At 48.2% G+C, this 23,046-nt stretch carries 24 protein-coding genes; 16 read left to right on the top strand and 8 right to left on the bottom strand.

What is annotated here, in order from left to right; all coding sequences use genetic code 11:
* Positions 1-2 precede the first annotated feature (2 nt).
* The 3 genes from EPA93_RS00260 (at position 3) to EPA93_RS00250 (ending at position 3,925) form a co-directional block, all read left to right on the top strand.
* Complete coding sequence (locus EPA93_RS00260; protein WP_129885109.1) at positions 3-1,748, top strand: amylo-alpha-1,6-glucosidase; 1,746 nt, start codon at positions 3-5, stop codon at positions 1,746-1,748.
* 98 nt (positions 1,749-1,846) lie between these two features.
* Positions 1,847-3,190 carry a GH1 family beta-glucosidase gene (locus EPA93_RS00255; protein ID WP_129885108.1) on the top strand — a complete coding sequence of 448 codons (1,344 nt, stop codon included), beginning with the start codon at positions 1,847-1,849 and terminating at the stop codon, positions 3,188-3,190.
* Positions 3,191-3,460: 270 nt separating this feature from the next.
* Positions 3,461-3,925 carry an SRPBCC family protein gene (locus tag EPA93_RS00250; RefSeq protein WP_129885107.1) on the top strand — a complete coding sequence of 155 codons (465 nt, stop codon included), beginning with the start codon at positions 3,461-3,463 and terminating at the stop codon, positions 3,923-3,925.
* Between the two features lie 80 nt (positions 3,926-4,005).
* Here EPA93_RS00250 and EPA93_RS00245 read toward each other — a convergent pair whose 3' ends face one another.
* Both EPA93_RS00245 and EPA93_RS00240 read right to left on the bottom strand, forming a co-directional pair.
* Positions 4,006-4,224 carry a hypothetical protein gene (locus EPA93_RS00245; RefSeq protein ID WP_129885106.1) on the bottom strand — a complete coding sequence of 73 codons (219 nt, stop codon included), beginning with the start codon at positions 4,222-4,224 and terminating at the stop codon, positions 4,006-4,008.
* Between the two features lies 1 nt (position 4,225).
* A complete protein-coding gene (locus EPA93_RS00240) occupies positions 4,226-4,561 on the bottom strand; it encodes a hypothetical protein (RefSeq protein WP_129885105.1) in 336 nt (111 codons plus the stop codon).
* Positions 4,562-4,772: 211 nt separating this feature from the next.
* Between EPA93_RS00240 and EPA93_RS00235 the strand changes: the two genes are divergently transcribed.
* From EPA93_RS00235 to EPA93_RS00195, 9 genes are all read left to right on the top strand, one after another.
* Positions 4,773-4,985: a helix-turn-helix domain-containing protein gene (locus EPA93_RS00235; RefSeq protein WP_129885104.1), complete on the top strand. Its 213-nt coding sequence runs from the start codon at positions 4,773-4,775 to the stop codon at positions 4,983-4,985.
* A 468-nt stretch (positions 4,986-5,453) separates the two neighbouring features.
* The gene (locus tag EPA93_RS00230; protein WP_129885103.1) at positions 5,454-5,744 is read left to right on the top strand and encodes a hypothetical protein; all 291 of its coding nucleotides are present in this window, start codon (positions 5,454-5,456) and stop codon (positions 5,742-5,744) included.
* A 116-nt stretch (positions 5,745-5,860) separates the two neighbouring features.
* Positions 5,861-6,133: a hypothetical protein gene (locus EPA93_RS00225; protein WP_129885102.1), complete on the top strand. Its 273-nt coding sequence runs from the start codon at positions 5,861-5,863 to the stop codon at positions 6,131-6,133.
* Positions 6,114-7,340, top strand: a complete 1,227-nt coding sequence (locus tag EPA93_RS00220; RefSeq protein ID WP_129885101.1) for an MFS transporter — start codon at positions 6,114-6,116, stop codon at positions 7,338-7,340. The genes EPA93_RS00225 and EPA93_RS00220 overlap by 20 nt, the downstream gene beginning before the upstream one ends.
* Positions 7,341-7,517: 177 nt before the next feature.
* Positions 7,518-7,991, top strand: a complete 474-nt coding sequence (locus EPA93_RS00215; protein ID WP_129885100.1) for a hypothetical protein — start codon at positions 7,518-7,520, stop codon at positions 7,989-7,991.
* Positions 7,992-8,280: 289 nt separating this feature from the next.
* Complete coding sequence (locus tag EPA93_RS00210) at positions 8,281-9,198, top strand: PhzF family phenazine biosynthesis protein (protein WP_129885099.1); 918 nt, start codon at positions 8,281-8,283, stop codon at positions 9,196-9,198.
* A gap of 230 nt (positions 9,199-9,428) precedes the next feature.
* Positions 9,429-9,920: a MarR family transcriptional regulator gene (locus EPA93_RS00205; RefSeq protein WP_165422762.1), complete on the top strand. Its 492-nt coding sequence runs from the start codon at positions 9,429-9,431 to the stop codon at positions 9,918-9,920.
* The gene (locus tag EPA93_RS00200) at positions 9,917-10,903 is read left to right on the top strand and encodes an ABC transporter ATP-binding protein (RefSeq protein ID WP_129885097.1); all 987 of its coding nucleotides are present in this window, start codon (positions 9,917-9,919) and stop codon (positions 10,901-10,903) included. Before EPA93_RS00205 ends, EPA93_RS00200 begins: the two co-directional genes overlap by 4 nt.
* A 191-nt stretch (positions 10,904-11,094) precedes the next feature.
* The gene (locus EPA93_RS00195; protein WP_165422761.1) at positions 11,095-11,820 is read left to right on the top strand and encodes an ABC transporter permease; all 726 of its coding nucleotides are present in this window, start codon (positions 11,095-11,097) and stop codon (positions 11,818-11,820) included.
* A 224-nt stretch (positions 11,821-12,044) separates the two neighbouring features.
* Here the strand turns inward: EPA93_RS00195 and EPA93_RS00190 are convergent, their stop codons facing one another.
* The 3 genes from EPA93_RS00190 to EPA93_RS00180 form a co-directional block, all read right to left on the bottom strand.
* Complete coding sequence (locus EPA93_RS00190) at positions 12,045-12,260, bottom strand: hypothetical protein (RefSeq protein WP_129885095.1); 216 nt, start codon at positions 12,258-12,260, stop codon at positions 12,045-12,047.
* A gap of 1,474 nt (positions 12,261-13,734) precedes the next feature.
* On the bottom strand, positions 13,735-13,968 hold the full coding sequence (locus tag EPA93_RS00185) for a hypothetical protein (protein WP_129885094.1): 234 nt from the start codon (positions 13,966-13,968) through the stop codon (positions 13,735-13,737).
* 873 nt (positions 13,969-14,841) lie between these two features.
* Positions 14,842-15,063, bottom strand: a complete 222-nt coding sequence (locus EPA93_RS00180) for a hypothetical protein (protein WP_129885093.1) — start codon at positions 15,061-15,063, stop codon at positions 14,842-14,844.
* A 614-nt stretch (positions 15,064-15,677) separates the two neighbouring features.
* Between EPA93_RS00180 and EPA93_RS00175 the strand changes: the two genes are divergently transcribed.
* Together EPA93_RS00175 and EPA93_RS00170 are read left to right on the top strand one after the other, a co-directional pair.
* Complete coding sequence (locus tag EPA93_RS00175) at positions 15,678-16,013, top strand: PadR family transcriptional regulator (protein ID WP_129885092.1); 336 nt, start codon at positions 15,678-15,680, stop codon at positions 16,011-16,013.
* A gap of 5 nt (positions 16,014-16,018) precedes the next feature.
* The gene (locus EPA93_RS00170; protein ID WP_129885091.1) at positions 16,019-16,513 is read left to right on the top strand and encodes an HAAS signaling domain-containing protein; all 495 of its coding nucleotides are present in this window, start codon (positions 16,019-16,021) and stop codon (positions 16,511-16,513) included.
* Between the two features lie 93 nt (positions 16,514-16,606).
* Here EPA93_RS00170 and EPA93_RS00165 read toward each other — a convergent pair whose 3' ends face one another.
* Positions 16,607-18,538, bottom strand: a complete 1,932-nt coding sequence (locus EPA93_RS00165; protein WP_165422760.1) for a PAS domain-containing sensor histidine kinase — start codon at positions 18,536-18,538, stop codon at positions 16,607-16,609.
* Between the two features lie 418 nt (positions 18,539-18,956).
* Here EPA93_RS00165 and EPA93_RS00160 point away from each other — a divergent pair, with 418 nt between their 5' ends.
* Positions 18,957-20,543 carry an MFS transporter gene (locus EPA93_RS00160; RefSeq protein ID WP_129885089.1) on the top strand — a complete coding sequence of 529 codons (1,587 nt, stop codon included), beginning with the start codon at positions 18,957-18,959 and terminating at the stop codon, positions 20,541-20,543.
* Here the strand turns inward: EPA93_RS00160 and EPA93_RS00155 are convergent, their stop codons facing one another.
* Positions 20,544-21,215, bottom strand: a complete 672-nt coding sequence (locus EPA93_RS00155; protein WP_129885088.1) for an SDR family NAD(P)-dependent oxidoreductase — start codon at positions 21,213-21,215, stop codon at positions 20,544-20,546. It lies immediately after the preceding gene.
* 324 nt (positions 21,216-21,539) lie between these two features.
* Here EPA93_RS00155 and EPA93_RS00150 point away from each other — a divergent pair, with 324 nt between their 5' ends.
* The gene (locus EPA93_RS00150) at positions 21,540-22,070 is read left to right on the top strand and encodes a TetR/AcrR family transcriptional regulator (RefSeq protein ID WP_129885087.1); all 531 of its coding nucleotides are present in this window, start codon (positions 21,540-21,542) and stop codon (positions 22,068-22,070) included.
* A 120-nt stretch (positions 22,071-22,190) separates the two neighbouring features.
* On the opposite strand, the gene EPA93_RS00145 is transcribed toward EPA93_RS00150, so the two are convergent.
* Entirely contained in the window at positions 22,191-22,745 is a 555-nt protein-coding gene (locus tag EPA93_RS00145; RefSeq protein WP_129885086.1) for a PadR family transcriptional regulator, read from the bottom strand.
* Between the last annotated feature and the right edge of the window lie 301 nt (positions 22,746-23,046).

The raw sequence follows: 23,046 nt of genomic DNA, 5'->3' as shown, positions 1-23,046 counted from the left end.
CAATGGCTATCGCATCTCCATATCTTCAGCTCTTGAAGGATCGCATCACGCTCACACAGATCCCTTTTACGGATCGCGATTCACGGCTCATACTCTTTCGTAGCGACGAGCAAAGCCTGTGGGTAGGACTGGCTGAGTATGAGATCGATCCCGAGCAGTATCCGGCGATTACGCGCTGGTCCTTTACCGATGGAGAAGGACAGGCTTGTCGCTGTGAATACACAACTTATCCGCACGAGATTCGCAACCAAACGCCTTGCGGCACGTTTCGCATCACCTTTGTAGATGCCGAGACGCTACTAGTGGCCCTACCTGCCGGGCGCAGTGGTATCAAGCTGCTTACGCGTATGGAGAAGGGGCAAACCGATAGGCTCGGTGGCGTACTGGGCCGTTCCAGCTACTCGCCCTTGCACCTGGTGTATACGACCAACACCACGCTAATACAGAATTGTATTGTAGAGCTGGACAATGAGCAGCGCGAGATTGAGCTCATCTTTGAGGCGGAGGAAGGCGCGGTTCTCCTGCTCAATATTACGCGTACGGCTGACTTTAATCGGCGTATCGTCAAAGCTGAACAAGCTATTGAGGCCGCAGCACAGCGCTGGCACGACTGGTTTGCCACTGTGCCAGAAGTTGCTGAGCACTATCGTCGCCAGTATTACTACGCCTGGTGGGTCATGGGAGCCAACCTGATCTACCCTTATGCCCATCCAAAGCGCGAGGGCATGGTTCCTTCCAAACAGGGCTATGTAGGGATCTGGCATTGGGATTCCTATTTTCATGCTCTGGCCTTGCGTCATCGCGATACGCAGATGGCTCAGGAGCAGTTTCGCATAATGCTTGATTATCAGCTGCCGAACGGCTTGATTCCCGACATCGTGCATGATGAAGGGATTCTTGCCCACACGACCGAGATCGTCGAAGCAGATATCACCAAGCCTCCGCTGACCGCCTGGGCGGCCTGGAAGGTCTATGAAATCGATGGCGACCGCGAGTTTCTCAAGGAGCTCTATGAGCCGATTGTGCGTTTTCAGAACTGGTGGTTTAGCGAGAGCGATCCTGATGTAACCGGGCTATGCGCCTACTTACACCCTTGGTCTTCCGGCCTTGATAATAATCCACTGTGGGATCAGGGGCTACCAGTTGAGACGCCCGACTTGAGCGCATATCTATGCCTGCAGTACGACTATCTGGCCCGCATCGCGCAAGAGATCGGCTATCCAGAGGAGGCGCTAGACTGGACACAGCGCGCAAAAGAGCTGGCAGAGCGCATGATTGCTCTGCGCTGGGATGAGCAGGCTGGCATATTCTGGGCAAGCAGGCATGGGCAACGTATTCCCGTATGCACGCCTTTTCATCTCTTTCCGTTAATTACAGGACGGATGCCCGAAAACATTGCTGCGCGCCTGGTGGCGACACTCACCAACGAAAAAAAGTTCTGGGGGCATCATCCAGTGCCGACCGTCGCCTTTGATGATCCCAGCTTTAATCCGCTCTCAATGTGGCGTGGTCCAGTCTGGCTCAATGTTAACTATCTGCTCATCGATGGCTTATTGCGCGCTGGCTATCCTGAGCAGGCCCGCGAGCTGCGCTGGCGTACGCTAGAACTGGCTCTGGCTGCTGAGGATTTCTACGAATATTATCATCCGCTAACCGGGCAGAAGCCACCGCGGGCCACGCATGCCTTTGGCTGGTCGGCGGCGCTTTTCATCGATCTGGTGATCGCCGCCTCGGCCGAACAAGAGTAACTGTGGCCAGGCCAGGGACCTGGCACAGAGCTGCGTTCCAGGGCTATGCCCGACTTTAGAGCTTTACCAATGCAACGTAACGAAAGGATTTGTGGGTTATGACGAGCGAGGTTGGCAGGTTTCCAGGGAATTTTATATGGGGAGCGGCCACGGCAGCCTATCAGATTGAAGGGGCCATCGATGAAGATGGAAAAGGAAAAAGCATCTGGGATATCTTTTCACATACGCCGGGTAAAATTGAGCATGGCGATACTGGCGATATAGCCTGCGATCACTATCATCGCTGGCAAGAAGACATTGCTTTAATGCGGCAACTACATCTCGACGCGTATCGCTTCTCGATTGCCTGGCCGCGCATTCTGCCCAGGGGACGGGGAGCCGTCAATCAGGCAGGGCTGGATTTTTATAGCCGCCTGGTCGATGGCCTGCTGGAAGCAGGAATTACGCCCTTTGTTACCCTCTACCACTGGGATTTGCCCCAGGCTTTGCAGGATGAAGGAGATGGCTGGCAGCGGCGTGGGATTATAGAGGACTTTGTGCAATATACCGATATCGTCACACGCCGGCTTGGGGATCGCGTGAAGCAATGGACTACCTTCAATGAGCCATGTGTTTTTACCTGGGGCGGGTATGTCTTTGGAGAGGATGCGCCAGGCTGGCGAAAATCGCCCCGCGCTGCCCTGACAGCTCTGCATCACGTCTTTCTGGCCCATGGCGCCGCCGCACAGGTTATACGAACCAATGTCGCAGATAGCCAGGTGGGAATTGTACTGGATATCAATGTAGCCGAGCCAGCCAGCGCTGCCTCCGAAGATATTGCGGCTGCCTATCGCTTTGACGGCTATCAAAATCGCTGGTTTCTTGATGCCCTATTGCGAGGAGAATATCCCTCCGATATGCTTGAGCTCTTTGCCAGCGAGCTGCCCGAGATTCGGGCTGGCGATATGCAACAGATGTGCGTGCCGCTGGATTATCTTGGCATTAATACCTATCGCCGCTCAGTTATCGCGCAGGGAAACGAACTGGCTCCGGTGAATTATCGGCGCGTACAGCCTCCAGGAGAATATACGCATATTGGTTGGGAGGTCTATCCTAAAGGGATCTACGATATATTGAAGTATGTGCATAAAGGCTATAAGCCAGCCAAATTGTATATTACCGAGAACGGAGCCGCCTTCATCGATGAAGTGAGTGCTGATGGCCGTATCCATGACGAGCGCCGCGTCGCTTATTTGCGCGAATATCTGAGCTATGTGCAGCGCGCGATGAGCGAGGGCGTTCCGGTGGCTGGCTATTTTGTCTGGAGCCTGATGGATAACTTCGAGTGGGCCGTAGGACGCGATAAGCGCTTTGGCATTATCTATGTCGATTATCCTACGCAGCAGCGTATTATCAAGGACAGCGGCTATTTCTATGCGCAACTGATCGCGCATAATCGCTGAGAAGAGAAACGATATGAGCTCAGCAAGTGGCGATGTGAGTTAGCGCTCAAACGCTCTTGTTGAGCTCTTGTGCATAAATTAAGGCAAGAGCTGGCGCAAAGCTTGATTTGTCTTGGCAATTTCGTTGCTCCTGCCGGCCAGGCGGATGAGATTTGCATCTTTCCATGCTTCAGACCTGTGGGCTACCTTGACTTCGAGCGCGCTCTAATTTGTATACTACCTCCTGAGAAGTAAATATATGTTGGGAACAATATATAAGGAGGCTAAACTATGGCGAAATCCTATTATAGTACTGTGTTTGAGCAGAGCGCAGAGCAGGTCTGGGCCGTTATTCGGGATTTCAATAGCTATCCAGTCTGGTTTGAAGGCGTGAGCGAGAGCCATATTAAGGATGGAAAAGCTGGAGATGCCGTGGGGGCGATTCGCGATGTTCGTCTCGGCGAGACTGACGTCCACCATATTCAGCGCCTGCTTGCGCACTCAGATATCGAGCGAGCGTATACCTATGAATTCTGTGAGCCCTTTCCCTATCCGACGCGTAATTGTCAGATGACCTTGTGCGTAACACCGATCATCGACGGCAAGCGGGCCTTTGTCGAATGGTGGGTAACCTTCGATTGCGAGCCCGCTGAGTATGAACACTGGACGCATTACTTCGCGCATAACGTCTATGCAAAAGGGCTCGAATCGTTGCGTTCCTACCTGGAAAGCAAGTATCCTAGCGAGCAGAAATAGAGAGTAAGCTATTCGTACCGATGAGAGGAAGAGCACATAACATGATCTTCCTCTCACATTATTGATTAGCTTTGCCTATCCTATAGAAGATTGTCCTCAACAACATCAGGAGCTGTCTCTTTATGGCTGGCAGCATCATGTAAGCCCTCATCCTGCGAACGCAGCCTGACCTGCATACTGATGAGCTCGCGTACAGCATTTTGATAGCCGTAGAGAACTATCAACCGTTCCAGAATGTTATTCAACCTGGTTAGAAGATTGAGCATGGCCAGGGGCGGTTCATCCTGCATATCTGGCATGTTAGCGTTGCTCCTTTAGCGCCTGCTGCCCGGTGGTTAATATTATGGCCTGTTGGCGATAGCTGGTCCGCTCCCTTTTCTCGCGTGCTGCCCGTTTTTTGAGCGCCGCAACCTGCCGTTCTGTATACGCGTTGACATCAATGGATGCCTCTATCTTTCTCCCCGCTTTATAGGTGATGCGCACAAAGGGATAATCTTTGCCCGCCTGTAGAAAAACCTTGATAGCTTCGTCCTGATCATAGCCCTCATATATAACCTGCTTTCCTGCTCTAACCACACGGCGTTTAGCTCCCGGGGCTTTGCTTTGCCCTGATGAGCGCTGAGTATCCTGTTGCATATACCTCAATGCTACCTTTCTCTAGTCGGGACTGTTAGTGCGCTACTACTAACTCACTACTAATAACACAATACTACTATTACGCTAACAATTTTGTCAACAAGGAAACTCTGTTACAATCTGACTGGTAATGCATTGGTAATAACACACTACTACTAACACAGAGGTAATAGCACATTAGCAGTAGCGAAAGGTCGGTTGAAGAAAGCTTATGACGAGATTGCGCGTAAAAGAGCTGGCTGAGGAAAAGGGCTTTAATATGACCTCGCTCTCCCGAGAAGCAAAGCTCAATTTTATTACAGTTAAACGAATTTTTCGTGACCCATATGTTGAAGTGAAGAAGACCACATTGGAACAAATTGCTAAAGCTCTGGATGTGCAGATAGGAGAACTTTTTGAAGATGTGCCAGACAAAGAAGAATAGAGCGGCCATGGAGCATAATATTTTTAGCACCAATGAGAGTCAAGCGTTTTAGCTAGATCCCCCACCGATGTGACGTGAAAAACCCCAGCATGTAGAGGGCCAGATCTGACCTCGCCCTCTACATATGCCTCATCAGTTATATTCCCAGCAAATAGAGATGAAAATCTAGTAATATTTGTGCAATTATGTTATGATTTATCATTGAACGGTCATAATAAACATTAGTGACTGGAAAACTATCAAGGAAAGAAAAGGAGTATGCCATGTAAGGCAGAAGGCCAGGGTTTTCCTTACGCCTTTAAAGGTTGCCCAAAGCGGCAGTGAGGAGAAGAAGAGCTAGCGATTCCTTAACTGCAGATTAGGAACTACTATTCCGTGCTGGCGGATAGTTGTTCACCATCCATTATTTAGACAAGGTTGACTCATGGCATAGTTACGCGTTGCATAGCGAATATTTCAGGAGGAAGTATGGAAGAGGAAGTAGCCCCAACATGCAAAGACCAACCTATTGTCATTCGCGCTCAATTTGATATGGAGCGGCCGATCAGGCAGATTTTTATGCGGCATGGTTGCCAGATTCAGGCCGATACCGATTATTTAGAAATAACCTTCCCCGCAGGTACGAGCAGGCGGAAACAACTTCCTAAAACCTTAGATGATCGCTTTATTTTAAGCCTGCCCGATGGCTGGATCGTTGTGCAGGTCTGCGTCAAAGGCCTGGAGTATAGTATTCTACTTTATCAGCGAGAAAGTTCGTAGTTGAGATAGAGCGTGAAACTTGTGAAATGAGCTATATCCTCTCTGCTTGACATTGAGAGTATTAAAAGTTTATATTTATGACTAGAAGATAACCTATATTATCGGAAGGTCGTAACATGCGCGATGAATTTAACGCGAACGGTCCAGTGCTCGAATATGCACTGGACCGTTCACTATGGGGACGTATTCTTGCGTCGAGATTTATCGATGGGTCAAAATGGCCCAATGATGAGCGTCTGGATGCCGTGCATCGTGATATGTACCTGGCAGTGGCCGCTGTGCAGAGCCAAAACGCCAGAAATTATGTAGTGCTTACCTATTTGCTGCAAGACTACCTCCTGCTCCTGGAGAGAAGTCAGGAGGCAAGGAATGAAGCTGCCAGCGTATAAGCAACTCTTAAGCCCTTTAAAGTATCGTGATTTTCGTTTGCTCTGGATAGGGCAAGCGATCTCCGCATTTGGCAATCCCTTTCAGACTGTTGCGCTCTCCTGGCTAATATTGCAAGTCACCGGCTCGGCTGTAGACCTGGCAATCTGCCTATTATTCTTAAGCATTCCAATGGCAGCCTCTACTCTGGTTGGAGGTGTTTTGACTGATCGTTTTGATGCGCGAGTAGTCATGCTCTGGTCAGATGCCATCCGCGTGGTAACCTCTGGTGCGATTGCCGTGTTAGCTTTTACCGGTTGGATGCCACTCTGGCTACTTTGTGCAATCCTGCTTGTGCACGGAACTGCTAATGGTATTTTTAACCCCGCCGCCAATAGCATTGCTCCCCGGGTTGTGCCGGTAGAGGTCCTGGATGGGGCTAATTCGCTGGCAAGTAGCGTAGCCCAATTTGGGACCTTGCTGGGTGCAGTGCCAGCGGGCTTTCTGGTAGCTGCGGGGCAAGCAGGTCTGGCCTTTCTACTCAATGCGCTCTCGTTTGCAGTTGCCGTATGGACAACGTTACAGATGAAGCCCTTACCCTTGAGTCCTCAAACAGACACAAAAAAGCTTACGCTTTTGCAGCAAGCGTTGCAAGGCTTTAGCTATTTGGGCGGCATGCCCTGGCTAGTGGCATTAATAATAATGGATATGCTGGCAGGATTAGCGGCGATAGGACCACTGACTGTAGGGTTGCCTCTATTGTCCCAACAAATATTTCATACAGGTGCACAGGGATATGGGCTACTAGTCTGGAGTTTTGGCTGTGGCACAGTCGTTGGTATGTTCCTGCCATCTATTATACATCCGACGCGGCGGCGTGGCCTGTTGATGATTGGGCTGCAGGCGGTGCAGTTTCTCCTATTGATAGGAATCGTCTTTGCCCCTTTTCCGCTGGCCCTGGTTCTGGTTTTTACCCACGCCCTGACCAATGGAATGATCTCAATCCTGTTTCTCTCGCTAATACAGGCAAAAGTCGCTTCCAACATGCTTGGGCGCATTATGAGCTTCTCGTTTTTGGCAAGTTATGGCATTGTGCCACTTTCACAGACAGCAACAGGCATTATTGCCCAGCAAGTAGGTCTCTATACCCTTTTTCTACTTGCCAGCGGGATTATGCTGCTAGGGGCTCTCTGGGGCTTGCTTGTGCCTGCATTTCGCACTCTTGAGTAGAGGTGTGAAGACGCACATGCTTTGCGGCCTGGACTTTATAGTCAGCAATGTATCCTTTTTGTCGTGTTCTTGCGTGTAACGAAAGGATAGCACAGATCGTGGGTAAAGCGGAAGGCTGTTCATGAGCTGTGTTTCTGCATGCTGGATATGTTCTTTTGAAATAGGAGAAGGAGCGGAATGATGTGGCCATATAACCCAAACAATGCCCCAATGTATCAGAATTATGCACAGGCCTGGGACCAGGGTACCTATCATCAGATTCCTGAAGAGGAGGCCCGGCAACATTATCAGAGCTTTGTGCAGAATGCGCCACCTCAAATGGTGCAGGATGTACACCAGCAATACTACGAACAAATGCCACCGCAGCAGCGAGGGGGACTTCTGCAAGGGATAATGAATGCACTAACGCAACGAGGCTATGATCCTCGCCAGGCCGGGATTCAAGAGACTGATCCCTATCGAATGTCACCTCAGGATGCTGCCCGTCTTACTGGATATGCGCAACAGCAGCAGCCGGATATATTGCATCAAATACTAGGCCCTGGTGGACCACTGGGAAGCACGGGCGCTAAGCTGGCCGTAGCAGGGATTGCCGCACTAGCAGCTAAGCAATTTCTGGGCGGAGGCGGCGGTAACAATAGCATCTTCTAGAGTGCTGAACAGCTTTAACTAAGCTTTACAGGAAATAGTGACGTGGCCTTTGGGTCGCGTCATTTTTTGTGGATGTGGGACTGATGCTACAAGAATGATCTGCTTTGTCCCATGAGCAGTTGATGACGCGAGTCAGAAGTATAATTTGACTTATGAAGCCTGGGTAAGTAAACTCTTCTATGATGCCCTTGTTATTATTGGCTTGTGGCGTGACTTCTTCCCGTTGGTCAGGGCATTGCTGCGTGACTATAACCTCAATAAAAGTAGAAGCCTCAGTAAGGAGAAGAGTATGAGAAAGCTGCACTATTGTTGGGTTGACGTCTTTACCGATCGTCTCTTTGGAGGCAATCAACTGGCCGTATTTCTTGATGCGCAAGGGCTTTCTGGCGAGACGATGCAAAAGCTGGCGCGCGAGATGAACCTTTCAGAAACGACCTTCGTGCTACCTGCTCAGCAGCCTGAGCATACCTATCAGGTACGAATTTTTACTCCCGCGGCTGAAATGCCAATGGCCGGTCATCCAACAGTGGGAACCGCTTTTACCCTGGCTCACGAAGGCCTGATTCAGCTAAGTGGAACTGAAACCTCCATTACTTTTGAAGAGAAAGTAGGGCTTATCCCGATCAAACTGGTGCAAGCAGGGAATGTACAAACGATTCAGATGCAGCAGCCTTTACCCAACTTTGGAGAGCAATTCATGGAGCGGGCGGCGCTGGCGAAACTGCTTTCGCTGGAATTAGCAGATCTCATGGATGATCTTCCCTGTCAAGTAATCTCCTGTGGTGTACCCTTCCTTTTTGTCCCAGTGAAGACACTGGCAGCCATACAAAGCATTCGTTTTCGCCTGGATGTTTGGGAAGGGATTTTGCGCAACTTTGCCGCGCCAAATGTCTATGCTTTTACCCTACAGGCCGAGCGGCCGGGCTCGACGGTTCACGGTCGTATGTTCGCTCCCACGCTAGGATTAGCTGAAGATCCAGCCACCGGAGCCGCCAACGGTCCCTTAGGCTGTTATCTCGTACGGCATAAAATGCTTCCCACCGCTGCCAGCACTGAGATTACGAGCGAACAAGGTTTTGAAATGGGGCGCCCAAGCATAATTCAGATTAAGATTGAGCAAGAAAATGGGAAGATTACAGGCGTTTTTGTGGGTGGGCAATGCCGCTTCGTAGGCCGGGGAGAAGTTGAATTGCCCGAAGGCGAGTAAGCTTGTGGTAATGGTAGCATCAGGGACAGATAGATAAATCACTGGTTATTTTCAGCCTTTAGAGCGCCAGGCGCTGACTAACGCCAGATCGAGATGAGCGAGGCACAGTCAAGCGCCTCGCTTATTTTGTGATGAACAGAGCGAAGCAGACCTTGACATACGCTTTTCTTTAGCCTATCATTTATTTAGAGACTCAAAGTAATTGATTGATGAAGTAAAAGGAAATGAATATGGCTGAGCAAGACGCAGCGCAACAGCTAGATCTCGCAGATGAGCTATTAGAGGTATTGCCAAATCTGCTCCAGCGCTTGCGGGCGGATGTACCACTTGATGCAGACCCTCAGAGCTTAGAGCCTGAGTGGCGCGATATTGCCGAACTGCGAGCTACACGTGGGCAGTTCAGGCTGCTAGGAATTCTGGTGAGGCAGGAACGCTGTACCATGCAGGATCTAGCCGAGCAACTGGCCGTAACGCCGCCTACAGCTACGGCGATGGTCAAGCGCCTGTTTGCTCAGGGATATATTGAGCGCCTGAGAGATGAGCAAGATTGGCGTGTGGTCTGGGTGCGGCCAACGGAACGAGGAAAAAAGGCTATTACCCTATACAATCAAGTCAGGCGGGCAGCTTTGCAGAAACGCTTGGGCCAGCTGAACGATGAAGAATTAGAACGTCTGCGTGCCGTTTTGCCAGTTCTGAAGCACTTGAGCGAGGTGAGGCTATGACTATTGATACTGAGAAGCTATCGCGCTCCTTTGGGGAAATCCAGGCTGTTAAAGGCATTGATCTCCATGTTGAGCGAGGTGAGACCTTTGGCTTTTTGGGTCCTAATGGAGCAGGTAAGAGCACAACAATTAAGATGCTCTGCACCCTGTTGCGGCCCAGCAGCGGACGAGCAGTGATAAATGGCTTTGATATCGAGCGCGAAGCGGCAAACGTACGTCGTAGTATAGGCATTGTGTTTCAAGATCCCACGCTTGACGAATATCTCTCAGCCGAGCAGAACTTATATTATCACTGTATGATCTACCATACGCCAAGAAACACGCGTCAGCAACGTATTAATGATCTGCTCAAGCTGGTAGGTCTTGAAGACCGGCGTAAAGATCCGGTCAAGACATTCTCCGGAGGCATGAAGCGCCGTCTTGAAGTTGCGCGCGGCCTCTTGCACGAGCCGCAAACCCTCTTTCTCGATGAGCCAACCGTTGGACTTGATCCGCAGACACGGCGTAGCGTTTGGGCCCATGTGCTGCGCTTGCGCCAGAGCACCGGATTGACCATTTTTATGACCACCCACTATATGGATGAAGCCGAATATTGTGATCGTATTGCGATTATGGATCATGGCAGAATAGTAGCGCTTGACACGCCAGAAGCGCTCAAGCGTATGGTTGGTCAAGATGTTGTACGGCTTACTACAAACGAAACCGAGCGAGCTGTGGCAGAGATTAGCAGCTGGCTGAATCGTCCTGTGCGCAGAGAAGAAGAGAGTATTTGTGTCGAAGGCGAAGATGGGCAGGCGCTAGCAGCCGCCTTAATTCGTAAACTCACGTTGGCGGATATAGAGGTCAATAACGTCAGCGTGCAAGCGCCAACTCTTGAGGATGTCTTTGTACACCTGACCGGCCGAGCGATCCGTGACGAAGTAGCTGGAGCCAAAGAGCGCCTGGGGGCTCGTTTGCGTAGCCGAGGCCGCTTACGTCGCTAACGAATAGCAGCATTAACGGAAAGCGAAGTAAGGAAAAGAGAAACATCCGAATGCGTATAAAAGAGATCTGAGGAACAGGACGTAGGAATTTTTATGAGAAAGAGGACATCACTATGCTCAAGAATCCAACATCTTTATCTGAAGGAAGAGCGGCTCCCGGCTGGATTCCCATCGACCTAGAAGGAGTCGCCATGATTTGGCGGCGAGATATGGTGCGCTTCTGGCGGCAACGCAGCAGACTGCTGGGCTCAGTTGCGCGGGCATTGGTCTGGCTCTTTGCCCTGGGCTTTGGGCTACGCGGCTCGCTCGGCTCAATTTCTGGATTTAGCTATGCACAATTTGTGTTTCCCGGCGTCATTGGCATGACCATTATCTTTAGCAGCTTGCAATCTGCAATCTCCATCGTGTATGACCGAGAGTTTGGCTTTCTCAAGGAAGTGCAGGTTGCGCCTACGCCGCGCTCCACATTAGTGATCGGAAAATGCCTGGGCGGTGCATCCAGCGCCACAGCTCAGTCAGCAATTATCCTGCTCTTTGCACCTTTTGCCTCAGTGACTTTAACACCACTGAATGTCCTGGGCGCGCTTGTTGCCATGTTTGTCACAGCTCTCGCTATCTCGGCACTAGGAGTAGTGATTGCCATGTGGATAACTGATTTTGAGAACTTTGGCACGATTCAGAACTTTATTACCCTGCCGCTCTATATGTTCTCCGGGGCAATCTTTCCGACCAAGCAGGTGCCTGCCTGGCTGCATACTATCTTACTGATCAATCCCTTAACCTATGGAGTAAACGCAATTCGAGCCATGTTGCTAAATTATGATCTGAGCAGTGTGCCCTTCAATCTGTTGGTGCTGCTCATTTTCATGGTAATTATGCTAAGCATAGCTATAGTAATGACGCGCAAGGAAATTTAGCAGCGAAAGGGCTGATACTCTGGCAGGAGAAGCGAAGAGAGCAGGTTCCCAGCAAAAGCCAGAGAGTGGAGCCTGCTCTCTGAGAGTGATTTATTAAGAGGAGAATGCTTCTATCTTGACCAAGTGAGGCTACAAATACCATTAGAAGCATAAGTGGAGATGGCACCACAAATATCTCCACTCGCTATAAGGCGTGAGGCCTGACCACTGACGATACCGGCCTCCTATGCACAGACGGCGGTAGTCCAACAGGTGTTGCAGTCGCTATGACAAGATCCATCGCAAGAATTATAGCACGAAGTGCAGATGGAACAATCGCTACCGCTAGCAACAATTTGCGGGACGTGAGTTGTGAGGCTAATACGAACATCGAGCTCGAACTCGTCGGCACAGGCCGGCTCGTCAATGACCGGCATATCTAAAATGGTAGTGTGTGGCATCCAATTACCTCCTTGAAGTAGATGGATTACATATCTTGTTATCCTTATCAGCAAGCGAAATGGGTACTGATAAACTACTCTTACCCTCTTGCATTTTTCGACTGAAGACGATCCATGCCTTTGAATCCCATATGTAGATCATCCTCTCTCTATTGCATCTTAGCAAGCATTTGCTTACAACTAATTGTAATGGAATAGAGAGTAAAAGAAGAAGATTAATCTTCTTAATAATGACAAGAAGAAATAAGAGTATATATTATCATAACAGAAGTATACACAAAATATTGAGAAAAAGCAAGATATGCTTGAAATTAAGAGCAATTTTGATGCTAAGAACAAATATAAAAAATATAGCTAATTTCTAATGTATTTAAGGAAATACATATCAGAATCGTTTATTGTTTAACATTATTAGCTATATCAGAGCAGATAAGACGATGTATAGGAGAGGCTGTAGATTCAATCCTATAGCCATTGTGGATAAACAAGTGACCAGCGTGAAAACCATTTTACTTAGATTGTCTGCCAACCTATATCGCTGTACAAGCTAGATAGATATGCAATCTAGCTTGTACAGCGATATAGATATGAAAGCAGAAAGACGGACACAATGGCTACGCGACGTGCTGGATCTGTGAATTCTTGGCGTCTTGTACGATGGAGAATATTATGGGTATGCAATCAGCCAGCGCCTGGAACAAGCAGGGCTATTTAACCTGTTGGTGCTGCTCATTTTCATGCTAATCATGCTCAAGGAAATTTAAAAGCGAGAGCTGAGATTCTGCTAGAAGACCAGGTGAGGGCAGGCTCCCTCGATTATTTGGGAGCCTGCTTTCTAGCAGAGCTTAAGAGGCAGATATTTCTAGCTGAATCGAAACACCTACAACTAACATGAGAAGCATAGAAAGAGGCAGACGTAGTGAATACTCTATCTGCTACAATGTGTGGGTATGGTTACTGACCGGACTTGGCGAGCTTGGTTCAGCCCTGCTCATTGGCAGACCCAAGTGGTATAGCAAGCGTTACAGGTGTCATAACAAGAATTACAAGAATCACAAGAGTTGTATGCAGAAGTGCATACACCACAATCACTTCCGCTGGCAACGATTTGCGGGACGTGAGTTGTGAGGCTAATACGAACATCGAGCTCGAACTCGTCGGAACTGGTCGACTGTTCAATGATTGGCATATCTAAGACGGCTGTGTGTGGCATCCGATTACCTCCTCGTAGTAGTAAGATTACTTATCTTCTTAACTCTCATCTGCAAGCGAAGCGGGAAAATGCAAACTGCTCCTTCCTGCGGAAGTAGTCCGTGTTCTGGGAGCTAGATTCAGCCTGCTAGAGGCCCTTAGCAGGAGTTATGTATGGGACGCATCCAGAACCATGAGATCTCCGTCAAGTTTGATAAAGGTTGCTGACAAGACAAGCAGCCTTTGATGTTTTTCCCTTGACCAGGCTTGGCGCGTGGGCCTTCTAGGCACAGACAGCAGTGGTCCAGCAGTTGATACAACTGTCGTAGCATGTGTTAGAACAAGAAGTGCAAGAATCGCAAGTATCACGTACAGAAATGCGCAAATCGTTGCCAGCGGAAGTGGCTGCGATTTGCTGGACGTGAGTTGTGAGGCTAATACGAACATCGAGCTCGAACTCGTCGGAACTGATCGGCTGGTCAAGGGCTGGCAAATCTAAGACAGTTGCATGTGACATCCAATAACCTCCATGTAGTAGATGGATTACATCCTATTTTACCCTTACCTGCAAGCGAAACAGGAAAATGAAACTACTCATCCCTGCGCGAGTAGTGACTGTCCGTACCTTGCATGCTAGATTCAGCCTGCTAGAGGCCCTTAGCAGGGGCTATACAGGTGACCCAGCCAGAGCCAGGAGGCCTCGGCCGGGTTTGATGCTGCTTGCAGGCGATGCAAGAAGTCTGTGATATTTTTCCCTATCACTTGCGCTTATATAAGAAGATTACATGAAAAGAAGTGCAATCGGCCAGGACAGGAACCAGTCATTTATCTGTCACTTTTCATACTACGCTTGAACTATTTTAAGAGCATTTTTCTTAAACAAGAGTAGGTTCTGGTAATCAGCCCCTGTTTGTTCATAGGAAGATGACCCTCCTGAAATCCAGCCAAAACACTGATTGCTTGTTGAAAAGAAATAAATATTAATGCATTTTATGTGTTATTATACAAGCGTTTCTGCTACTCTAGCTCCAGAATGAAAGAGGGCTGGGAGGCTGATGGAAGGATTTCTCTCGTATCATTCAACCTGTTGGCGCTGAGCATCTTCAAGTTGAGCATGCTAAGCATAGCTATAGTAATGACGCGCAAGGAAATTTAGCAGCGGAAGGGCTGATACTCTGGCAGGAGAAGCGAAGAGAGCAGGTTCCCAGCAAAGCCATAGAAGGGAACCTGCTCTCTAAAAGCACTTTTTAAGAGAAGGATACTGCTATCTTAATAGAAGCAGCTATAACTACCATGAGAAGCCTGTATGAAGAAGGCAGCGCGATCACCTTCGCCTGCTTACAATGTGTGGATCTGGCTGCCGTCCACATCTAGCAAGCACAAATTCAAGCTAGTGTATGTCCTTAATGGGGACAAAACAGCTGGGGCAGCCAGTAGCAGGATCGCAACTTCTACAAGAATTGTATGCAGAAGTGCAGGCATCACAGTCGCTGCCGCTTGCTACAATGTGTGGGACACGAGTAGGAATGCTAATGCGTACATCGAGTTCGAACTCGTCAAGACTATTTGGCTGCTCAATGACAGGCGTTTCTAAGACAGCTGTGTGTGGCATCTAATTACCTCCTTGCAATAGATGTTACATACTTTTTAACTCGTATCCACAAGCGAAATGGTTAGCGATAAACTATTCTACCCTCTTGCATTTTTCGGCCGAAGACGACCTATGTCTTTGAGTCTCTATTATGTGGAGCAAAATTCCTCAAGTGCATCTTAGTGAGCATTAGCATGTAGCTACTTTAGGTGGAATAGAGAGAGACTATTCTGTAAAAGAAGAATTAATCTCCTTAATAGTAAAGGTAAGCAGGAAGAAGAGTAAATATTAACCATAACAACAGTATACATAAAATACTAGGAAAAAGCAAGCTGTGTTGAAATAAAGAGCAATATTTATGTTTATCGCAGGGATAACAAGTTTAGATAATCTCTAATGTATTTAGAAAACATATATTAGAATTGCATAATTATTTAACTTTATTAGCAATGTTGTAGCGAGTGAAAACAAGGATAGAAGAAAGGCATGCGGCCTTGCCTCTTGTAAACGCGAGAGGCAAAAGTCACGAGAAGCAAGAGATCGGAGTAAAGGCTAATATGCCTGAATGGCTTGTCGACCTATATCGCTATACAATCTAGATTGCATAGCGATATAGGTTGTGTTACTATATAGATATGAAAGCAGAAAGACGGACACAATGGCTACGCGGCGTGCTGGATCTGTGTATTCTTGGCGTCTTGTACGATGGAGAATATTATGGGTATGCAATTAGCCAGCGTCTGGAACAAGCAGGGCTAGGACATATCAAGGGCGGCACATTGTATCCTCTCCTGGCCCGTCTAGAGGAGATGAGTCTGGTCACGAGCCGTTGGACAGTACGCCAGCAAGGGCCAGGGCGTAAATATTATGTGCTCACTGAGCAAGGGCGACGCGTCTTTGAGGAGCAGGCATCTGATTGGACAATGTTTGCCGAGCACGTTGCGACCTTGATTTATCGAAGAGGAGAATAAACATAATGATCGACACATATCTTGAGCAGCTTTCCGCCTGTCTTCAGCGCTATGGAGTGGAGAGTTCGCGGATAGGAGATATTGTTGCAGAAGTAGAAAGTCATCTCAGAGAGAGCGGAGAAGAGCCTCTTGCAGCCTTCGGACCTGCGGAAGTTTACGCTGAGGAGAGAGTAGCAGCCTATGAGCAGAGTGCAGGAGGGGAGTGGCAGAGGCGCACATTTAGAGCAACAGCCTTTGATGAGATGGCAATCTTGCAAGAAGCGGGTAAAGCAGGCTGGGAACTCTCAGATGTTGCAGCACTAGCTTTATACTGCCAGCGACCCTGGGATCGTAAGAAGATTCAGCAATGGGAATATGCCCGCCGAATCGGGCTGAATCGCAATGTGATCATTGCCGAAATGATTGCCGAGAACTGGGAACCTTGCGGAAACTGGACACCTTTCCACTATTTTAAGCGTCCAATCAAGCCTCAGCCTGAAGAGCAAATAGAGGATCGATAGGGGAGGGAACGCAGGCTCGGACTTTGCCAGGCAGGCAAGCGTTCAAATTTAATATATGCTTGCCTGCAGAAATATGTAATTGCTTAGAATAATTTATTCTACCTTAGCTAGAGGCAGGGTAAACCAGAAGGAAGAGCCCTCGCCTGGTGTACTATCGACGCCTACAGTGCCATGCTGTAGCATAATAAGGGTCTTACAAATGTAGAGTCCTAGTCCCAGACCGATGCCTCCGCCATTCTGAGTATGCACCCCTTTCACCTGATAAAAGCGCTCCCAGATGTGTTTCTGGGCCTCCTTAGAGAGACCAGGCCCGGCATCTTTAACCCAGACACGCGCATCTGCCCCTTCTGCCTGTAAGCCAACGGTAATTGGTCGATCGTCTGGAGAGTACTTAAGAGCATTTGTGACATAATTGTTCACAACCTGTCCAATACGATCGGCATCGGCTACAACCAGAATAGCTTGATCCTGTGGAAGCGAAAGAATAAATTTGCGGTCAGGATCAGTAGCCTGAAGATCTTCGATGGCCGTGGAAACAATTTCCGAGAGATTGCATAGCTTGGGAGTAAGGACAAGTTTATCGGCCGCGATACGAGAGACATCAACGAGATCATTAATCAGGCGATTTTGTACCTCAATCTGGCGTAGAGAACGTGCCAGCAGGGTAAAAACTGCCTCCAGAGTATTGCTTGTGGTAGGCGTGCTCTTGAGAAGTTCCTCTTTTATACGCAAGAGGCGGCGATTCATGAGTTGTAAGCTAGTTTTTATTGCTGTGAGAGGAGTGCGAAGCTCGTGCCCGGCCATACTAATGAAGACATCCTTTTGACGCTCTAAGGTCTTTTGGGAGCTAATATCAAGCACAAAGCCGATAAAGCGATCTGGAGGATGCTGGAGCATGGCAGCGCCGGCCAGAACGGGGACGCGTTTACCATTTTTAGTAATATGCTCTTTTTCAAAAGGAGTGCAGAAGCCTTTCTCTAACATTTCCCCAATAGCATGTTGATCGCCGGCCTCATATTCGGCGGGGGTCAAGGTATCCCAGCGCAAGCCCTGAGCCAGATCTTCCTTCTTAAAGCCGAGAAGCGAGAGAAAAGCCTCATTGGCTTCGAATATTTGCCCATGTATATCACCGATAAATACGCCAATGATATTAGAGTCGACAAGGCGGTGGAACTGAAGCTCACTAGCGCGCAACTCGGCTTCCACACGCTTTTGCTCGCTAATATTATTGGTATAAAGGGCGAGAGAGCCATCCTTGAGTGGGTAGACGCGCACTTCGTACCAGAGGCCTCGTGGCTCATACATGGCCTCTATTCGATCGGGTTGCCGCTTGCGCATAGCCTCTCGATAGCGCTCACCAAAAATAGTATCGTAGAGAGCGGGGAAGACATGCCAGAGAGTTTGGCCCGCGGCCTGAGTAAAATTGGCTCTGAAGAGTTGCTCAGCCTGCGAGTTCATATATGTGATGCGCCACTCGGAGTCTACGAGCACGACAGCATCGGTAACACTTTCAAAAATGGCCTGTATCTTCTTCGTATTTTCCTGCTCAAGCTCCTCTGCATATTTTTGAGAGGTAATATCGAGAGCTATTCCAACCATACGTATGGGATCGCCCTGTGGATTATATATAGCTCGTCCGCGTGCATCTATCCAATGGACGCTCTTATCGGGCCAGATAACACGATATTCAACATTGTATTCTGCGCGTTGGACGAGGCTCTCAATAAGGGCTTGATCCATCACTGGAAGATCGTCGGGATGCAAAGTATTGACGAAGACTTCAAAGCTCATCTCTCTATCGGGCGGAAGGCCAAACAACTTCTTGCACTGGTCTGACCAGGTAAGATGGTTATTAAGTAAGTCCCAGTCCCACAAACCAGCCCCAGCTGCCTGGATGGCGAGTTCTAATAAGCCTTCCTGGGGGAACGCGGCCAGGGTAGCATTCTCTCCTGAAGTAGTTGTGCCATTGCTAGAGGCATCAGGAGGAATATATGTATTCTGATCATCTGTTGATTGTGTGGGCATAATACAACTTCTATAAACAGTCTTGCTGACAAATCGATCAGGGTTCATTAAGAAATAAATAGATCCTTTCTGCTATAAAAATAGCTGGTTAACGCCAAGGTGCACCCCTATATATATCCTCGGCAACCATTTATTTATAAGTATGTTTAAATGCAACTGGTTACAGCAAACTGAAACAAGAAGAGCTTTCTTACTGCTTTCTTTCTATGTACACTATTATCACACGTATTTATAACAATGCAAGAGGGAGCTGTTAAGCTCAGCAGGACTAATTGCCAGCAAAAGGCCATTAATGCCTTTTATTGAAAGGAATGTCAGCTAATCTAGCATGTGTTAATTATCTTAAACATCAATATTATGTATACGAAACAGAGAGTAGAATGGATGAATAATCAGAAGGAAGAGGAGATCACCTAAAATGCCTAATTTTCTTAAGACCCCCTGTGACGAGGGAGTAATACGAGCTGCGCCGGCTCCGCTTAGTGGTATGCCCCAGTGTGCCCCGCACCGTGGTCCCTGGGTACTGGTGGCAACTATCTTTGGATCAAGTATGGCTTTTATTGATGGTTCCGTAGTGACCGTTGCTTTGCCTGTATTGCAAGAAGAGCTACATGCATCTGCAGCGGATGCACAGTGGATAGTTGCCGCATATTCATTATTGTTAGCTGCCCTGATTCTAGTTGGCGGAGCTCTGGGAGATCGTTTTGGACGTAAGAGAATTTTTATGTTTGGGATAACTATTTTTACACTGGCATCGGTTCTCTGTGGTTTGGCACCTCATATTCTGATCCTGATTCTAGCACGCGCAATTCAGGGGATTGGAGGGGCGCTGCTGGTTCCTGGCAGCCTGGCTATTCTCAGTGCATCTTTTCCTGAAGAGAGGCGAGGGCGGGCGATTGGCACCTGGTCAGGTATGACTTCCATCACGTCGGCTATAGGTCCTGTATTGGGAGGAGGGTTAGTACAATATGTTTCCTGGCGCTGGATATTTTTTATCAATGTTCCTCTTGCTGTGCTAGTACTGCTAGTGACCATCTGGCATGTACCTGAGAGCCGCAACGAAAGCGTTAGTGGAAGGCTTGATTGGAGAGGTACCTTCCTAGTAGTACTGGGATTAGGGGCGATTGTATATGCTTTAATTGAGGCAGGGCCATTGGGAATAGGTCATCCCCTGGTGCTGGCGATGTTTATGCTTGGAGTAGTAGGGCTATGTGGGTGGGTTCTAGTTGAGAAACGGTCATTGGCTCCATTGATACCACTTACACTGTTTCGTTCGCGTACATTTAGTGGCGCTAATGTGCTGACAATGTTGCTCTATATGGCGCTCACGGGAATAATGTATTTTTTGCCATTTAATCTTATTCAGGTGCAAGGATACTCAGCTACCGCGGCAGGTGCTGCAATGCTACCTTTCACACTGATTATGTTTCTACTGTCGCGCTGGGCTGGGGGACTGGTAACACGCTATGGAGCGAAGTTACCCCTGGTGGTAGGTCCTTTGGTCACTGCAATTAGTTTTGTCCTCTTTGCGGTCCCGGCACAAGGAGGATCGTATTGGATTACCTTTTTCCCGGCTATTGTCGTTTTAGGGATAGGCATGGTGATTACTGTTGCTCCTCTAACGACAACTGTGATGGGTGCAGTGCGAGAGCGCGATGCAGGGGTAGCTTCAGGCATCAATAATGCTGTATCGCGCACAGCGGGCCTGCTGGCTGTGGCTATTTTTGGCCTCGTCGTCTTCTTTGTCTTTAGCAGAAGCCTGGAGCAACATATGGCTATGCTTCATATTGCTCCAGGGATGCGTCAGCTTATTGAGATGCAGCGCGAACGTCTCGCGGGTATCCAGATTCCAGGGCAAGTAGATTATGCTACGCAGAAAATGCTCAGGCAAGCTATTTCAGCATCTTTTATAGATGGCTTCCGTATTTGTAGCGCCGTTTGTGCTGTGCTTGCACTAGCTAGCTCAGTATGCGCTTGGCTGACTATTGAGCCAAAAAAATCGTAGTCAATCGTATCCTGCAAACTTCTCTTCCTGACGATCTCTTTTCTGCCACATATCATAGAGAAGTGAAGCAGGAATATCGGGATCTTCTCCGCTGGCAATTCGAGGCCGAAGGCCGGTTGCGATGATAAGATGACCTACATAGATCCCTTTGCTGGCGAGCGCAGTATGGAGGCAATGCGCATAGTTGCGTAAACCAGCCATAGCAATTCCAACATTAGCTAAAGTTGGTATAGGAACTATTGAGGAAACGCCTGTAGTAAAAAGTAGAGTTCCATGACCCTTGTCAAGCATGGCAGGTAGGACTTCTTGTACGCTGCTCATGGCACCATAGACATGGTTCTGAAGCTGTTCATAAACATTCTCGTGGGTGAGATCGAGAACAGAAGCTATTTCCTTCGGCTCGCTTGGGCCACGATTGAAGTACATGACGTCAATATGACCGTACGTGCGTCGAATTTGAGTGAAAGCAGCATGAAGCTGTGCGAGATCTTTTATGTCTGCTGGGAAGCTGGTAGCCTCAATATCGTGTTTTGCTTCCAAGCGCTGTACTAACGCTTCAAGAGTGGCTTGCGTTCGTGCGATAAGCGCAATGCGAAAGCCGCGATGGCCGAATTGTCTGGCTACTGAGAAGCCTAACCCTGGCCCGGCGCCAACAATAACAATAGTTTGCATCGTATGACCTTTCTAAATGATGATATTTTGTCGGTCAGATTTACTACCTTTCCAATTTGTTGTAGTTCATAGTAGGCAGTTTAAACATGAACCGGTTATAATGGTATGGCGAAATAAGGACACAGGCAATAGTCAATCAGCTGCATATGTATGGGTATTCAACAACGTGAAGAGAATGTTGAAAAATAGAGTTGCAAGTTGCACGCTAGCCTCTAGAATGTGAATTTAGGAACAGCGAAAGGACCGCACGAATTGATAGGAGAACGAAGTCAAAACGTAGACCGGCGTGCCAGGCGATCGCGCCGTTTATTGCAGCAGGCTCTTATGGAACTTATGAGGGAAAAGAGATTTGCGGCGATCACTGTTCAGGATATTGCTGATCGAGCTGAAGTCAATCGCGGCACCTTTTATACGCACTTTGCAGATAAATATGAGCTTCTGGAAGCAATCATGCATGAGCAATTAAGCCATATATTAGCGAGCAAGCTTCCCCAAGCAGTTAGCTGGGGAAAGGAGCATCTACGTGTCTTGATTCAGACAATACTTGAAGTCTTTGCCGAGGCGTATGGCCGCTGTCCGCCGACTGAGATGACCGATCCGCTTATGCGAAAAGCTACCCAGGAACAATTGACAAGGCTATTATTGGGCTGGTTCAAAAAGATTCCTGTCGCAAGAGGGGAAAGAAATGTTCCTGTAGAAATCAGGGCTTCAATGATAAGTTGGGCGATCCTGGGAGTGGTGGTCGAATGGAGTCAAGGGGAGAAAATGCTTTCGATACAAGAAATGACTAACCACATATTGAGCGTGATAACTGAAGGGGCAGCGCCTCTTGCTCTTGATAGATGGTCAGAGTAAGCCTTCGTGCAAAAAGCTATGCGCAAAGGCTAATATGGCCATCAAGGCAATCGTGATGGAAGCTCCGCCACCTGGCTAACCGATTTGGATATGCGAGCAGACTAAGAAGAGAAGGCCAATTTATTCTTGAAGCATTTGAATGTTCCCAATAGCCTGTTTTAGCCAATCAAGATAGGTTTGCTCGCGCCTTATGCTGTACTCCAATACTTGTTGCTGGAGCATCTTCTCTCGGCTTACATCATGCGGGATATCGGGTGCTGCATCAAGTGAAATGGTGACTTTCTGCTGATAGTAGGCCAGCAATTTACGATGCTCAGCCTGCTGTTGTTCAAGCAGCTCGATAATCTCGGCATTAGATAAGGGTGCCGCAAAGAAAAGCTGGATAAGAAGCGGATCGCGGAGGGCAGGCAAAGCTTGAGGAGAAGTGAGCCAACGACGTAGTTCTTCTTGCCCTGCCTCAGTGACTGAATAGACCTTTCGATTGGGCCGACCATGCTGAATTTCCTCATGAAGCACAAGATTTCCTTGCTCAACCAGCCGATCCAGCGTGCGATAGATTTGCATTTGATCTACGGGCCAGAAATAACCAATACCCTGATCAAAATGTTTTTTTAGATCATAGCCACTCATAGGCTCTTTATGCAGCCAACCAAGAATCGCATGGGCCAATGACATCTTCTCTTCCTCTCTAGCAGCGAACACATATCAGTTTTGCATAGGATAAACCGGAAGGAGGGCTGAGCGCAAGATCCAGCTTTGTATTTCTGGCTTTTTCGTTAGTGGCTTTCCTGCTGTAAAGGAATATAGCCCACTATTTTTATTTAGAGCAAGAGAGAAATAAATTTAAGATAGATTATAACGGGCAAAATAGACAGCTGGCCGCTATTTCCCCTTGACAATACTCATTCTAATAGTTAGTATTTGTTCTATAAGATAAGTCTAATATAAGATAAGTCTAAGTAAATTGAAGATCGCT

Origin of the sequence: Ktedonosporobacter rubrisoli, from assembly GCF_004208415.1 — a bacterium.
Classification (GTDB): Bacteria; Chloroflexota; Ktedonobacteria; order Ktedonobacterales; family Ktedonobacteraceae; genus Ktedonosporobacter; species Ktedonosporobacter rubrisoli.
This window is presented reverse-complemented; position numbering and strand designations above follow the sequence as displayed.

What these genes read in the sequence shown, in the direction of transcription:
- EPA93_RS00260 (WP_129885109.1), top strand. Translation starts at nt 3, where the DNA reads ATGGCTATCGCATCTCCATATCTTCAGCTCTTGAAGGATCGCATCACG.
- EPA93_RS00255 (WP_129885108.1), top strand. Translation starts at nt 1,847, where the DNA reads ATGACGAGCGAGGTTGGCAGGTTTCCAGGGAATTTTATATGGGGAGCG.
- EPA93_RS00250 (WP_129885107.1), top strand. Translation starts at nt 3,461, where the DNA reads ATGGCGAAATCCTATTATAGTACTGTGTTTGAGCAGAGCGCAGAGCAG.
- EPA93_RS00245 (WP_129885106.1), bottom strand. Translation starts at nt 4,224, where the DNA reads ATGCCAGATATGCAGGATGAACCGCCCCTGGCCATGCTCAATCTTCTA.
- EPA93_RS00240 (WP_129885105.1), bottom strand. Translation starts at nt 4,561, where the DNA reads ATGCAACAGGATACTCAGCGCTCATCAGGGCAAAGCAAAGCCCCGGGA.
- EPA93_RS00235 (WP_129885104.1), top strand. Translation starts at nt 4,773, where the DNA reads ATGACGAGATTGCGCGTAAAAGAGCTGGCTGAGGAAAAGGGCTTTAAT.
- EPA93_RS00230 (WP_129885103.1), top strand. Translation starts at nt 5,454, where the DNA reads ATGGAAGAGGAAGTAGCCCCAACATGCAAAGACCAACCTATTGTCATT.
- EPA93_RS00225 (WP_129885102.1), top strand. Translation starts at nt 5,861, where the DNA reads ATGCGCGATGAATTTAACGCGAACGGTCCAGTGCTCGAATATGCACTG.
- EPA93_RS00220 (WP_129885101.1), top strand. Translation starts at nt 6,114, where the DNA reads ATGAAGCTGCCAGCGTATAAGCAACTCTTAAGCCCTTTAAAGTATCGT.
- EPA93_RS00215 (WP_129885100.1), top strand. Translation starts at nt 7,518, where the DNA reads ATGATGTGGCCATATAACCCAAACAATGCCCCAATGTATCAGAATTAT.
- EPA93_RS00210 (WP_129885099.1), top strand. Translation starts at nt 8,281, where the DNA reads ATGAGAAAGCTGCACTATTGTTGGGTTGACGTCTTTACCGATCGTCTC.
- EPA93_RS00205 (WP_165422762.1), top strand. Translation starts at nt 9,429, where the DNA reads ATGGCTGAGCAAGACGCAGCGCAACAGCTAGATCTCGCAGATGAGCTA.
- EPA93_RS00200 (WP_129885097.1), top strand. Translation starts at nt 9,917, where the DNA reads ATGACTATTGATACTGAGAAGCTATCGCGCTCCTTTGGGGAAATCCAG.
- EPA93_RS00195 (WP_165422761.1), top strand. Translation starts at nt 11,095, where the DNA reads ATGATTTGGCGGCGAGATATGGTGCGCTTCTGGCGGCAACGCAGCAGA.
- EPA93_RS00190 (WP_129885095.1), bottom strand. Translation starts at nt 12,260, where the DNA reads ATGCCACACACTACCATTTTAGATATGCCGGTCATTGACGAGCCGGCC.
- EPA93_RS00185 (WP_129885094.1), bottom strand. Translation starts at nt 13,968, where the DNA reads ATGTCACATGCAACTGTCTTAGATTTGCCAGCCCTTGACCAGCCGATC.
- EPA93_RS00180 (WP_129885093.1), bottom strand. Translation starts at nt 15,063, where the DNA reads ATGCCACACACAGCTGTCTTAGAAACGCCTGTCATTGAGCAGCCAAAT.
- EPA93_RS00175 (WP_129885092.1), top strand. Translation starts at nt 15,678, where the DNA reads ATGAAAGCAGAAAGACGGACACAATGGCTACGCGGCGTGCTGGATCTG.
- EPA93_RS00170 (WP_129885091.1), top strand. Translation starts at nt 16,019, where the DNA reads ATGATCGACACATATCTTGAGCAGCTTTCCGCCTGTCTTCAGCGCTAT.
- EPA93_RS00165 (WP_165422760.1), bottom strand. Translation starts at nt 18,538, where the DNA reads ATGCCCACACAATCAACAGATGATCAGAATACATATATTCCTCCTGAT.
- EPA93_RS00160 (WP_129885089.1), top strand. Translation starts at nt 18,957, where the DNA reads ATGCCTAATTTTCTTAAGACCCCCTGTGACGAGGGAGTAATACGAGCT.
- EPA93_RS00155 (WP_129885088.1), bottom strand. Translation starts at nt 21,215, where the DNA reads ATGCAAACTATTGTTATTGTTGGCGCCGGGCCAGGGTTAGGCTTCTCA.
- EPA93_RS00150 (WP_129885087.1), top strand. Translation starts at nt 21,540, where the DNA reads ATGGAACTTATGAGGGAAAAGAGATTTGCGGCGATCACTGTTCAGGAT.
- EPA93_RS00145 (WP_129885086.1), bottom strand. Translation starts at nt 22,745, where the DNA reads ATGTCATTGGCCCATGCGATTCTTGGTTGGCTGCATAAAGAGCCTATG.